The organism is Variovorax sp. SG517 (genome assembly GCF_013376045.1).
In the GTDB taxonomy this organism is placed as follows: Bacteria; Pseudomonadota; Gammaproteobacteria; order Burkholderiales; family Burkholderiaceae_C; genus Variovorax.
In genome coordinates this window covers 1,045,572-1,058,185 of sequence record NZ_JABMJG010000001.1, presented here as the reverse complement: position 1 = coordinate 1,058,185, position 12,614 = coordinate 1,045,572, and the positions used below count along the sequence as shown (strand labels likewise).

The window sequence follows — 12,614 nt, the reverse complement described above, 5'->3', positions numbered from 1 at the left end:
TGCGACAAGTCACCGGGATGTCACGGGGCCGCCATCGTACGGTCACCCGGCGGTGGGAGCCTACCGGGCCATGCAACGCGACGACGCTTTCCTTCGCGCATGGCGCGACACCGCGACCCGGGCCCTCGACCCCGAGGACGACGATCGCGGGCGTCCGCCACTGCAATTCCGCACCCTCTGGATCTCCGACCTGCACCTGGGCACCCCCGGCTGCCAGGCCCGGGCGCTGCTCGATTTCCTCAAGCACACCGAGTGCGAGACGCTGTTCCTGGTCGGCGACATCATCGACGGCTGGCAGCTCAAGCGGCACTGGTACTGGCCGCAGGCGCACAACGACGTGATCCAGAAGCTGCTGCGCAAGGCGCGCAAGGGCACGCGCGTGATCTTCATCCCGGGCAACCACGACGAATTCGCCCGCAAGTACCTGCACCACAACTTCGGCGGCATCGACGTGGCCGACGAGTGGATCCACGAGACGGCCGACGGGCGCAAGCTCTGGATCATCCACGGCGACCTGTTCGACGGCGTGATCCAGTGCGCCAAGTGGCTGGCCTACGTGGGCGACTCGCTCTACGAATTCACGCTCAAGCTCAACCGCCACCTCAACTCGCTGCGCGCGCGCATGGGGCTGCCGTACTGGTCGCTGTCCAAGTACCTCAAGGGCAAGGTGAAGCGGGCCGTGAGCTACGTGGGCGACTTCGAGAATGCCGTGGCGCGCGAGGCCAGCAAGCGCGGCGCGCAGGGCGTGGTCTGCGGCCACATCCACCATGCCGAGATGCGCGACATCGACGGCATCCTCTACTGCAACGACGGCGACTGGGTCGAGAGCCTCACGGCCCTGGCCGAGCATGCCGACGGCACGCTGGAAATCATCGACTGGGCCAAGCACATGCCCGTGCCGTCGAAGGCGGCGCCGCAGCGCGAAGCCGTCGCCGCCTGAGGCGCAAGAAGAAGCAGGGCGGCTGCGCTCAGCCTTTCCGGTCGCGGCCTGTCGTGCTCGTGGCCCGGTCCAGTTGCTCGCGCCAGGCGTCGTAGTGCTTCAGCATGCTCTTGCCCATCTCGTCCATCCACAGCCACCAGGCCAGCGCGAGGTTCTCGGGGCCGTCGGGTTCGGGTGGATCGAGGGCAGGCGTGGCGCCGGGCTGTTCCGGCAGTTCGTAGTCGCACAGGCGCTCGACGCTGCTGTGCGGAAAGCCGGGAATGACAGTGCTCACTGCTGTGCTCCTTCAGCGCGGCGCGTTCTCCGGCGCCCCGAACGACTCCCCAGGCGGATTGAAGCAGGAAGCGGCGCGCTCATGCATCGGACTATCCCGAATGGAAACAAAAGTTCGCGGTAAATCCGTGGGCCTCCGATAGCAGGGTAGCGCTCGACCGATCCGGCGACGAAGCCCCGGCCGCGGGGCCGCACCGTGCCGTCGGAGTTCCTTCGCATTCGTCGCTTCCGACGATGCACCCCCGGCGCCCCCGCGCCAAGATGCCTCCACACGGCAGCGCCGAAGGAGACAGAGATGGCAGGTCCGTTGCAGGGATTGCGGGTGATCGAGATGGCGGGCATCGGCCCCGGTCCGTTCTGCGCGATGCTCTTCGCCGACATGGGCGCGGAGGTGATCCGCATCGAGCGCCCCGGCACGCGCACCGCGCCGCACGACATCCTCGCGCGCGGGCGCAGCACGCTGCAGGTCGACCTGCGCGCGGAAGGCGCCGCGCAATCGGTGCTCGACGCCATCGCCAGGGCCGACGTGCTCATCGAAGGCTTCCGCCCCGGCGTGATGGAGCGCCTAGGTCTCGGCCCCGCCGAGTGCCACGCGCGCAACCCGCGGCTGGTGTACGGCCGCATGACCGGCTGGGGCCAGCACGGTCCGCTCGCGCACGCGGCGGGGCACGACATCAACTACATCGCCATCAGCGGCGCGCTGCACGCCATCGGCCGCGCGGGCGAGCCGCCGGTGCCGCCGCTGAACTACGTGGGCGACTTCGGCGGCGGCGCGATGCTGCTGGCCTTCGGCATCCTCGCTGCGCTGCATGAGGCCAAGGGTTCGGGCCAGGGCCAGGTGGTCGATGCCGCCATGACCGACGGCGCGGCGCTGCTGTCGGCCATGATGTACGGCTTCAGGTCGGCCGGGCAGTGGAGCAACCAGCGCGGCGAGAACATGCTCGACGGCGGCGCGCACTTCTACGACACCTACGCCTGCGCCGACGGCAAGTACGTGGCCGTGGGCGCCATCGAGCCGCAGTTCTACGCGCTCCTGCGCGAGCGCTGCGGCATTGCCGACGACACCGCCTTCGACGCGCAGATGGACGCCGACCGCTGGCCGCTGCTCAAGCTGCGCATGGCCGACGTGTTCCGCACCCGCACGCGCGACGAGTGGTGCGTGCTGCTCGAAGGCAGCGACGCCTGCTTCGCGCCCGTGCTCGACTGGGACGAAGCGCCTGAGCACCCTCACAACGTTGCGCGCGGCACCTTCGCCAACGTGGGCGGCGTGGTGCAGCCCGCGCCCGCGCCGCGCTTCAGCCGCACCGCGCCCGTGGTGCCGCAACCCGTTGCGCGCGACGACGGCCCGACGGTACTGCGCCGCTGGGCGGCGGCGTGACGCTCGCATACTTTGGTCTGCGCCGTACCAGCTCTGGGAAAGAGGGCAGTGCGCCGTACTTCCTTCAAAGCAAACAGACCCGAGAGACCTCATGACCCTGACCTCCCGCCTGCGCCAGGCTGCCCGCTTCTTGCTCACCTCCGCCAGCCTCCTGCTGTGCGTCGCGTCCTTGCATGCCGCCGAGCCGCCCAAACCGGTCGAAGGCAGTTGGGTGGCCCCGCGCTTCCACTTCCATACCGGCCAGACCCTGGAGAACCTGCGCCTGCACTACATCACGCTGGGCGACCGCAGCAACCCGGCGGTGCTGGTGCTGCACGGCACCTACCAGAGCGCCGGTGCGATGCTCTCCAAGGACTTCGGCGGCCAGCTGTTCGGCCCTGGCCAGCCGCTGGACGCCAGCAAATACTTCATCATCATTCCGGACGGCATCGGCGTGGGCAAGTCGACCAAGCCTTCCGACGGCTTGCGCGCGGCTTTCCCGCAATACAACTATGCCGACATGGTGCTGGCGCAATACCGCATGCTGACCGAAGGCATGAGCATCCAGCACCTGCGCCTGATCATCGGCAATTCCATGGGTGGCATGCAGACCTGGCTCTGGGGCGGCAGCTATCCGGGCTTCGCCGACGGCCTGGTGCCGATGGCTTCGCAGCCCACGGAAATGGCCAGCCGCAACTGGATGATGCGCCGCATGCTGGTGGAATCGATCAGGCAGGACCCGGCCTGGAACAACGGCAACTACACCACCCAGCCGCCGTCGCTGCGCCTGGCCAACAACATGTTCGTCTTTGCCACCAATGGCGGCACGCTGGCCTACCAGGCCATGGCCGGCACCCATGCGCAGGCCGACAAGCTGGTCGACGAGCGCCTGGCCGCGCCGGTGACGGCCGACGCCAACGACTTCATCTACCAGTGGGGCTCGTCGGCCGACTACAACGCCGCGCCGGGCCTGTCGAAGATCAAGGTGCCCGTGCTGGCCATCAATTCGGCCGACGACGAACGCAATCCGCCCGAAACCGGCGTCGCGCAGGCTGCCCTGAAGGAAGTACCGAGCGCACAGCTGCTGCTGATCCCGGCCAGCACCGAGACGCGCGGCCACGGCACCACCGGCATGGCGCGCTTCTATGTGCGCGAGCTGGCCCATTTCATCCAGTCATTGCCGCAACGCTGAACCCGGCGCGAGCCCTTCGGGGCCTGGAGGGAGCGGAGCGTCGGCTGAGCCACGGGACACGACAGGAAACAAGCAAAGCAAAGGAAGACAAGATGGCCATCGATTTCCGCCGCTCCTGGAGCGACGAAGACCTGGAGCTGTACCGCGACAACGTGGTGCGATTCATCGAGACCGAAGTGCTGCCGCACGACGAGGAAGCCCGCAAGCGCGGCCACGTCGGCCACGAGGTGTGGCGCAAGGCCGGCGCGCTCGGCCTGCTGTGCGCCGACATTCCCGAGGAGTACGGCGGCGCCGGCGGCGACTTCCGGCACGAGGCCGTGTTCTACGAGGAGATGTCGCGCCGCGCGCTCACCGGCATGGCGACCTCGGTGCACAGCATCGTGGCGCACTACTTCCTCAACCACGGCACCGAGGCGCAGAAGCGCCACTACCTGCCGCGCCTGGCGCGCGGCGAGCTGGTCGGCGCCATCGCCATGACCGAGCCCGGCGCGGGCTCCGACCTGCAGGGCGTGCGCACCCGCGCCGAGAAGAAAGAAGGCGGCTACGTCGTCAACGGCTCCAAGACCTTCATCACCAACGGCTTCCTGGCCGGCGTGGTGCTGGTGGTGTGCAAGACCGACCCCACGCAGGGCGCCAAGGGCACGTCGATCCTCATCGTCGAGACCGAGGGCTGCAAGGGCTTCCGCGTGGGCCGCGTGCTCGACAAGATCGGCATGAAGGCGCAGGACACCTCCGAGCTCTTCTTCGACGACGTGCGCGTGGGCGCCGACGCGCTGCTCGGCGGCGTGGAGGGGCAGGGCTTCTTCCAGCTCATGAGCGACCTGCCCTATGAACGCACCATCATCGGCCTGAGCGCGCTGGCCACCATGGAAGGCGCCTACCAGGCCACGCTCGACTACGTGCGCGACCGCAAGGCCTTCGGCAAGCCGGTGGCCGAGTTCCAGAACACGAAGTTCAAGCTCGCCGAGATCGCCACGCAGATCAAGGTGGGCCGCGCATTCATCGACCGCTGCATCGAAGACCTGGTGGCCGGCAGGCTCGACACCGCCACCGCCTCCATGGCCAAGCTCTGGGGCTCGGAGGCGCAGGGCCGGGTGATCGACGAGTGCCTGCAGCTCTTCGGCGGCTACGGCTTCATGAACGAATACATGGTGGCGCGCATGTACGCCGACGCGCGCGTGCAGCGCATCTACGGCGGCACCAACGAGATCATGAAGGAGGTGATCGCCAGGGCTCTTTGAGCAGGCCCCGGCCTGCTCAGGACAGCCGCCGGATCTCCGCCCGCGCGATCTCGCGGTGGTGGTACGAGGGCGACAGGCCGATGAACTGCGTGTATTTCTCGCGCGCCGCGTCGGTGTCGCCCGCGTCTTCCAGCTCCAGCGCTTCCAGCGTGAACTGGGTGAAGAGCCGGTTGGCGTCGTGCTCGCGCGCGGTGGTGGCGGCCAGCGTCTTGGGCTGCAGCTCGGGTTGCGCGGCGTAGATCTGCCGCTGCACCTCGATCACCTCGATTAGCGCGCGGCCGATGCGCTGGATGTTCTCGTCCACCGGGTCGAGGCCGGTGCCGCGCACGTCCGTCGCGGCCTGGTCGAGCAGGTGAGATGCCACGCGCAGCAGATGGTGGATCCGCTTGTGTCTCATGGGCGGCCCTCTCCGTCGGGACGACCGCTTCCGGGCTTCGCCGCTTCCGCGAAGCCGCTTCCTTGCAATGCACTCATCCGTTGTTCCGCTTGGCGCCGGAGGCCGTCGCGGCCCGCCCGCGCGACTGGCGCCGTGGGGCCGGCGAGGCGGGCTCCCGTCCGGCGGCCAGGGCGTCGTCTTCCGCGCGCAGCTTGTCGGCGAGCTGGCTCGCGCGCTCGGCGATGGCCAGGTTCCTGGCCGCCTCGGCGCCGTGCGTCTTCACCGAGAAGGCCTTGCTCACGCTGCCCTTGCCGGCGGTGTAGGTGATGGCGAGCCAGTAGCCCGGGTGGCTGGGGTTGGGCGTCTTGAAGTGCACGCCGCTCACGCCGCTGGTGTTGTTGCGCCGGGTGATCTCCGACTTCGAGCGCTTGGGTTCGCGCGGCCCGGCAGGGTGGGCCGACAGCCCCATGCGGATCGCCTCCTCGGCCGGGTGGATGCACGCCAGCCCCGTCATGCGCTCGAGCTGCCGCGCGCGCTCCCGGATCGCGAGCGCCTGCGCGTCGTCGCCGAGGTCGGCCACCGAGAAATCGGTGCGCAGGATCTCGTCGGGCGCGATGTAGGTCTTGGCCATCCAGGCGCGCACCCGGCCGTTCGGCGCGAGATGGTGGAACACGCCCGTCACGCCGGTGCTGTTGTTGGTGCGCTGCTTCTCGGCGCGCTCGCTGCGCGTCTGCGGCGGCACGCTGCGCACGATGTGGTCGCGCCAGTCCTGTGCGTGCAGCAGCGCCTGCTCCGCGCCGCCGTAGCTGGCCTTGCCGAACAGCCTGTGATGGCGCACGCCGTTGCGGACGATGGAGACTTCGAAACCCCAGGACCTGGAGTAGATGCCGTACATGGCTGCCGGGTTCGGGATACCTTTGGGCATTCTCGACTTGATGCTGCTACTTTGGTGCTCAGCGCTGCTGATTCCGATGGGCTCCCCGACCTGCCCGCTGCTCTTCGGCGCGCGCATTTCGCGGCTATTTTGGCCGAAGCACGAAGGCAAATCGGCGTGTGCGGCCGCGCCTGAAAAAATATCATCGACGCGGGCACGCGAGCATCCGCCGGCCGCCGCGCGAAGGGCGCCGGCCCCTGCGAACCGCATGGTCACTGCTGCGGCCTTGCCCCGGCGGCCAGGCCGTGCGGGCGGGCGCCCTGGCGGGGCTCCTGCCGGTAGGCCATCGAGAGCGCGCCGGCCGCGGCCTGCTGCAGATGCACCAGCTTCTGCTCGAGCTGGCGCTCGCGCTCCTCGATCGCCAGCAGCTTCGCCTTCTCGGCACCGTGCTCCTTGATGGAGAAGGCCTTGCTCACGCTGCCCTTGCCGGCGGTGTAGGTGATGGCCAGCCAGTAGCCCGGATGGCCCGGGTTCGGCGCCTTGAAGTGCACGCCGCTCACGCCGCTCGAATTGGTGCTGCGCCTGATCTCCGACTTGGAGCGCTTGGGCGACAGCTGCTCCGGCGCAAAGGCCGGCGGGCTCGTGCGGATCGTTTCCTCGGCGGGGTGCAGCTTGGCCAGCCCGTCCATGCGGTCGAGCTGGCGCGCGCGCTCCTCGATGGCCAGCGTCTGCGCCGCCTCGCCCACGGTGTTCACCGGGAAGTCGGTGCGCAGGATCTCGTCCTGCCCGATGTAGGTCTTGGCGACCCAGGCCCGCACCTTGCCGCCCGGGGCGACCTGGCAGAACACGCCCGACACGCCCGTCGTGTTGTTGATCCGCAGCTTCTCCGCCCGGTCGCGCCGCGGGACCGGCGGCACGCTGCGCACCACGCCGTCGCGCCAGTCCTGCGCCTGGAGCAGCGCCTGCCGGTCGCCGCCGTAGCTGGCGCGGCCGAACTGCTTGAAGTAGCGCGTGCCGTTCCGCACGATCGACACCTCGTAGCCCCAGCTGCGGGGGTAGATGCCATACATGGCTGCGGGATTGGGGATTCCTTTGGGCATGGTGCTTCGGCTTGCGTCGCTCTCTGTTACTTGCGGTGGCTCCCTGTGTCGGGCGCGTGGCTTTCCATGCGGCCGCGCTGCTTGCGCTATCGCGGCAGTTGGAAGACTCGGGGAAATGCTAGGGACGCGGGCGCCGGTGGGGTATCACCGAAATCCGTAGTAATAGTGAGCGCTTGTCATCCCCTGAACATGCGTTTTCCGCCGTCGCCGTCGTCGTCATGCTGTGTGGGCAACAACGAGGAGGGCAGGAGCATGGCGACGTCTTCGAGCAACTTCATCATCTGCACCCGCGACGTGGACAGCCGCGGGCGTTTCGTGGCGGAGCCGGGCCCCACGAGGTATCTGCGGGTGCCTGCCGGTACACGAAAGTACGACACATCGTTCGAAGTCAAGAGCCGCGACAAGTGGCGGCTGGCGGTCCGCGCGGCCTCCGACGGCCAGGAAGACGAGATCACCGGCACCACCGGCGACGTTCTCGTCTTCGTGCACGGCTACAACAACGACATGGAAGCCGTCACCTGGCGCACCGAGACTTTGCAGGCGACCTTGCGCGCCCAGGGCTGGCGGGGCATGGTGCTCGCCTTCGACTGGCCCAGCGACAACGCCACGCTGAACTACATCGAAGACCGCTCGGATGCCTCGGCGGTGGCCGAGCGCATGGTGGGCGACGCGATCGAGCTGGTTGTCGCGGCGCAGAGCGATGACAGGAATCCTTGCAAGGTGAACGTCCACCTGCTGGGGCATTCGACCGGTGCCTACGTGATCATGGAAGCTTTCAACCAAGCCCAGAAGAAGGGCTCGCTCTACCGTTCCGACTGGAAGGTCGCGCAGGTGGCACTCATCGGGGGCGACATTTCCTCGAGTCGCTCGGCGCCGGCAGCGAATGGGCCAGGGCGATGTTCGACCGCAGCGTGCGGCTCACCAACTACTCGAACCGCAACGACAAGGTGCTCGGCGTTTCGAACGCCAAGCGGCTGGGTACCTCGCCCCGCGCGGGCCGGGTGGGGTTGCCCGTCAATCCCGATTCGAAGGCGGTCAACGTCGACTGTTCCTCGTACTTCCTCACCAAGAACCCCGCGCAGTCGATGTTCAACGGTACCTTCAACCATTCCTGGCACATCGGTGACCCGGTCTTCGCGCTCGACCTCGCGCTCACGCTCGAGGGGGAAATCGACCGCCACGCCCTGCCGACGCGCCAGGCCGGCCCGGAGGGGTTGGTGCTGAAGCCCGGGCAGCGCCCGGCGTTCCAGCAGGCATGGGATTCGGATTCGCCCGCCAGGGCGCGCAGGGCGATCGCGCCGGGCGAGTAGTCTGCGGGCGCGAGGGCCTGCATGCTGTCACGGCGTTGCCGCGGTTCGGCGCGATGACCTGGGAAATCCGGGCGCTCAAATCCGTCCGTAGAACTGGATGGCAAGGTCGTCCAGCTGCAGTCTTCCTGCAACAAAGTCGTTCAAGGCATCGTCATCATCTGTCGTGAGCACCACGCCTTGTTGAATTAGTCCGGCACGGAGCATGGCAACAGCCCTGGTTCGCTGCTCATGGTCCCAGCCTGCAACCTGCGCGTCGATTTTCCTGATCTCTTCTCGTAACCGATCGTCTTCATCCATGTTTCATCCAAAGAGGCATCCATGGTCTCCGTGATGGGGCTGGGGCAGAGTCGGGGCGCCTGCTGGCGATCTTCCTATGGTGTTGTGCCTTGCTGCCCCAGCTCCAGGTATTGGTGTGCCAGCTCGTAGTCAGGCACCACGCCGAGTTGGCCGAAGGAGTAGACAAGGACCAACCGATTGGCCGCGAGCAGACTCCCCTTGCTTGCGGCGGCGAGGTACCAGCGCATGGCGGTCGAATTGTCTTGCCGGATCCCGTCGCCCGCCTCATGCCAGCTCCCCAGGAGATGGCCTGCGAATGGATCGCCCAACTCGAAGGCAAGACTTGCGTAGTGAACCGCTCGATCCGGATTGCGCGGCCAGACCTCGCCGGAGTGATGATGAATTGCAAGGTGAAGCGCCGCCATCGAGTAGCCGTCATCTGCTGCCTGCGTCAGGTATGCCATTGCAAGATCGGGATTTCTTTCGACTCCGGCTCCAGTCTCGTGGCAAAGCCCCAACTGAAACAGGCCCGGCGGGTAGCCCGCATCGGCTGCTCGTCTCGCCCAGACAAGGGCTTGCGCAGGCTCGATCGCGGTACCCCAACCTCCCCGATAGAGACCGGCGCAAGTACTCATCGCAAACAAGTTGCCCCGACAGGCTGCATTCAGAAAGAGCTCCAGCGTATTCCTTGCAGCCTCGGAGTCTGCCGGGATGATGCTCAGGTCGACGGATTCGAGTTCCGACAGTGCACCGTTTTGTCGAAGTGCAAACTCTTTCATCGCGTCGAAGGGAGGAGGCGACATGGCAACAGGATCGCTTTGAAGGCAGATGGTGAATCAGGTGCCGCCAATGTGTTTCGCAGGGCTCCAGGCTTTCCTGAGCAGCTTGCCGTCGCTCACCTGATAACCCCCAGCCTGCGCGCGATCGCCACCGCCTGCGTCCTGCTCTTCGCATCCAGCTTCATGTTGATGTTGCGCAGGTGCGTGCGCACCGTGCTGTCCGACACGAAGAGCTTCTCGGCCATCGCGCTGTTCGAGTAGCCCTCGGCCAGCAGCTGCAGCACGCGGATTTCCTTGCGCGTGAGCGGTTCCTTCATCGCGTCGCCGCCGGAGGGCGCTTCCGACTCGGCCGGCGCGGGCATCGGCCCCACGGCCTGCAGCAGCCGCTGCAGGTGGTCCGCGAGGATCGGGTCGACGGTGGCGCTTTCCTGCATCGCCGCGGCGCAGCGATGGACGAGCGGGCCCACGGCGGGCCCTTCATCGAGGATCAGCCGCATGAAGCCTTCCTGGCTCGCCGCCTGCAGCACGCCGGCGAACTCCTCGGTGGCGGCGGCCGGGTCGCCGGCGCGTTGCAGGGCGAGCGCGCGCAGCACCCTGAGCTTGAGCGCGCGCCGGTTGCGGGCCACGGCGAGCGCGGCGTGCAGTTCGGCGTCGAGAACGCCCAGCGCCGCGCGCGCGTCGCCGAATGCGATCTCCCAGCGCGCCCTGGCGAGCGCCAGGTAGTCGAGGTCGTGCGCGGGCAGGCGCTGGCGCTGCTCGCGCTGCCACAGGGCAGGGTCGTCGGCGCGCAGCAGCTCGTCGTGCGAGGCGGGGCCGTTGCCCTGCAGCAGCAGCATGCGCGAGCGCTCCAGCTTGGCGCCGGCCACCACGCGCGGCAGCTGTCGTGCGTGGCCCAGGTATTCGAGCTCGGTGAGCGCCTGGAAGGCCGCGTCGATGTCGCCCGCGTGGAAGGCCAGCCGCGAGCGCATCACGTGGCTCAGGATCATGTGGTCGGGCAGGCCCACGTCGCGCGCCAGCGGCAGGTACACGTTGAGCAGGCGCTCGGCCTGCGCGAGCTGGTCGGTCTCGTACACGGCGCCCGCGTAGAGCACGCCGGCCCATGCGTTGCCGTGGCTGTGGTTGTACGACACCGCATGCGTCGAATCGACCGCCATGCGCAGCCGCGCGGTGGCCTGCCGCAGCCGGCCTTCGTGCAGGTCGAACAGGCCCGCCAGCGACTCGGTGTACATGCGGTTGAAGGCGCTGTTGCCCTGCTCGCGCCGGGCCGCGTCGAGCAGGCGACGCGCCTCGTGCTGGTCGCCGCGCACCGCGAGGATGTGCGCCATGGCGTTGAGCAGCACGCTGTCGGCGAAGGCCAGGCCGGTGGGCAGGCGCACCAGGCTCTGGCGGCCGGCCTCGTAGGCCTCGTCGTGGCGGTCCTGCATGGCCAGCAGCAGCGGCACCAGCGTGTGGGCGCTCGCGCGCACCTCGGCGATGGGGCTGTCGAAGCAGCCCGATTCGTCGAGCTGCCGCATCGCGTCCCACGGGCCGTGGGTGAAGCAGGTGGCCCACAGCGAGATCGGCTGCAGGAACGGGTGCTCGCGCAGCTGGTGCTCGGGAATGGCCGAGAACCAGCGCGCCAGCATGCGCATGCGACCCTCTTCGAGGAACTGCGCGGCATGGTGATCGAGCAGATTCAGCGCATGGGGATGGTCGCCGCCCTCGATGGCGTGGTCGATGGCCGGCACCGGCCGGCCATGCGATTCGTACCAGCCCGAGGCCGCAAGATGCAGCCGCGCCGGCTCGCCGGGCATCTCGCGCGCGAGCTGCGCGCGCAGGAAGTCGGCGAAGAGGCTGTGGTAGCGCCACGCATCGCCGTCGCCGCTCACCGGCGTGAGAAAGAGGTTCGACGCGGCCAGCTGCTCGAGGATGGCTGCGCAGTCCATGCGCGGGCACAGCGCCTGGCACACCGACGCGTCGAGCTGCCGCAGGATGCTGGTGCGCAGCAGGAAGTCGCGGATCTCCTTGGGCTGGTGCGCGAGCACGTCCTCGGCGAGGTACTCGGCCACCGCGCGGTCGGAGCCCGAGAAGCGCTCGACGAAAGCAGTGGCGGTGGCGCCCGCCGAGCCCGCGCCGTGGCGCTCCAGCGCCATCGACGCGAGCCAGATCGCCGCCACCCAGCCTTCGGTCTTGCGGTGCAGCAGCGAGAGCATCTCGGCCGGCAGCGGCTGGCGCAGGCCGAAGAAGGCGCCGGTCTCTTCCAGGCTGAAGCGCAACCGGTCGGTGTCGATCTCGGTGAGCTGCCCGCGCGCGCGCAGCCGGCCCAGGCCCAGGTCGGGCAGGCTGCGCGAGCCGATCACGATCTGCCCGCGGCGCGGCAGGTGCTCGACGATCTCGCGCACCAGCCCCAGCACGGCCGGCTCCTGCACGCGCTCGAAGTCGTCGAGGAAGAGCGTGAAGGGCGACTCGTGCGCCGCCAGCGCGGCCACCGCATCGAAGGGGTTGTTGCCGCCGTTGCCGCGCGGGTCTTCCACGCCCAGGCGCTGCACGGCCTCGGCCAGGCAATCCAGGAAGCGCGAGACGTCGTTGTCGGCGCGGTCCAGCGTGAGCCACGCGGTGGCGATGCCCCGGGCCTCCATGCGCTCGCGGATCTGCGCCATGGCGGTGGTCTTGCCGAAGCCGGCCGGCGCGCGCACGAGCACCAGCTTCACGGCCGCCGAGGCGACCTCTTCGCCAATCGCGGTGCGCGGCACCTGCGTGGCGACGAAGGCCGGGGGATTGAGCTTGGTTTCGAGGATCCGGGGTGTGGGCGGCTGCATGCGGCGCTGAAATCCCGTCGTTTCCGACGATATGTGCGGCCGATTCTGCTTCCTAAACTGGGCAGGGACAAACCGTTCAAGACACCTCAAGGACACCC

The 12,614-nt window shown here is 68.4% G+C and carries 12 protein-coding genes and 1 pseudogene; 6 read left to right on the top strand and 7 right to left on the bottom strand.

Annotated features, from left to right (window positions below):
- Window positions 1-70: 70 nt before the first annotated feature.
- Window positions 71-940, top strand: a complete 870-nt coding sequence (locus FHT32_RS04925) for a UDP-2,3-diacylglucosamine diphosphatase (protein ID WP_176663478.1) — start codon at window positions 71-73, stop codon at window positions 938-940.
- A gap of 28 nt (window positions 941-968) precedes the next feature.
- Here the strand turns inward: FHT32_RS04925 and FHT32_RS04920 are convergent, their stop codons facing one another.
- Window positions 969-1,214 (bottom strand): hypothetical protein, encoded by a 246-nt coding sequence (locus tag FHT32_RS04920; RefSeq protein WP_176663477.1) that lies wholly within the window; start codon window positions 1,212-1,214, stop codon window positions 969-971.
- 294 nt (window positions 1,215-1,508) lie between these two features.
- Between FHT32_RS04920 and FHT32_RS04915 the strand changes: the two genes are divergently transcribed.
- The 3 genes from FHT32_RS04915 to FHT32_RS04905 all read left to right on the top strand — a co-directional run bounded on the left by FHT32_RS04915 (window position 1,509) and on the right by FHT32_RS04905 (window position 5,003).
- Entirely contained in the window at window positions 1,509-2,591 is a 1,083-nt protein-coding gene (locus tag FHT32_RS04915) for a CaiB/BaiF CoA-transferase family protein (RefSeq protein WP_176663476.1), read from the top strand.
- A gap of 91 nt (window positions 2,592-2,682) precedes the next feature.
- Entirely contained in the window at window positions 2,683-3,762 is a 1,080-nt protein-coding gene (locus FHT32_RS04910) for an alpha/beta fold hydrolase (protein WP_176663475.1), read from the top strand.
- Between the two features lie 92 nt (window positions 3,763-3,854).
- Window positions 3,855-5,003 (top strand): acyl-CoA dehydrogenase family protein, encoded by a 1,149-nt coding sequence (locus FHT32_RS04905; RefSeq protein WP_176663474.1) that lies wholly within the window; start codon window positions 3,855-3,857, stop codon window positions 5,001-5,003.
- A 16-nt stretch (window positions 5,004-5,019) separates the two neighbouring features.
- Here FHT32_RS04905 and FHT32_RS04900 read toward each other — a convergent pair whose 3' ends face one another.
- The 3 genes from FHT32_RS04900 to FHT32_RS04890 form a co-directional block, all read right to left on the bottom strand.
- On the bottom strand, window positions 5,020-5,400 hold the full coding sequence (locus FHT32_RS04900) for a hypothetical protein (RefSeq protein WP_176663473.1): 381 nt from the start codon (window positions 5,398-5,400) through the stop codon (window positions 5,020-5,022).
- A gap of 73 nt (window positions 5,401-5,473) precedes the next feature.
- Window positions 5,474-6,304 (bottom strand): AP2 domain-containing protein, encoded by an 831-nt coding sequence (locus tag FHT32_RS04895; RefSeq protein ID WP_256098867.1) that lies wholly within the window; start codon window positions 6,302-6,304, stop codon window positions 5,474-5,476.
- Window positions 6,305-6,525: 221 nt separating this feature from the next.
- Window positions 6,526-7,353: an AP2 domain-containing protein gene (locus tag FHT32_RS04890; protein WP_256098866.1), complete on the bottom strand. Its 828-nt coding sequence runs from the start codon at window positions 7,351-7,353 to the stop codon at window positions 6,526-6,528.
- 66 nt (window positions 7,354-7,419) lie between these two features.
- Here FHT32_RS04890 and FHT32_RS35375 point away from each other — a divergent pair.
- Window positions 7,420-8,202, top strand: a pseudogene (locus FHT32_RS35375) (alpha/beta fold hydrolase); the annotation flags it as partial.
- A 47-nt stretch (window positions 8,203-8,249) separates the two neighbouring features.
- A complete protein-coding gene (locus tag FHT32_RS34955) occupies window positions 8,250-8,663 on the top strand; it encodes a hypothetical protein (RefSeq protein WP_256098865.1) in 414 nt (137 codons plus the stop codon).
- Between the two features lie 75 nt (window positions 8,664-8,738).
- Here the strand turns inward: FHT32_RS34955 and FHT32_RS04880 are convergent, their stop codons facing one another.
- The 3 genes from FHT32_RS04880 to FHT32_RS04870 all read right to left on the bottom strand — a co-directional run bounded on the left by FHT32_RS04880 (window position 8,739) and on the right by FHT32_RS04870 (window position 12,516).
- A complete protein-coding gene (locus FHT32_RS04880) occupies window positions 8,739-8,960 on the bottom strand; it encodes a hypothetical protein (RefSeq protein ID WP_176663472.1) in 222 nt (73 codons plus the stop codon).
- A gap of 74 nt (window positions 8,961-9,034) precedes the next feature.
- Window positions 9,035-9,742, bottom strand: a complete 708-nt coding sequence (locus FHT32_RS04875; RefSeq protein ID WP_176663471.1) for a tetratricopeptide repeat protein — start codon at window positions 9,740-9,742, stop codon at window positions 9,035-9,037.
- Between the two features lie 92 nt (window positions 9,743-9,834).
- Window positions 9,835-12,516, bottom strand: a complete 2,682-nt coding sequence (locus FHT32_RS04870) for a LuxR C-terminal-related transcriptional regulator (RefSeq protein ID WP_176663470.1) — start codon at window positions 12,514-12,516, stop codon at window positions 9,835-9,837.
- Window positions 12,517-12,614 lie beyond the last annotated feature (98 nt).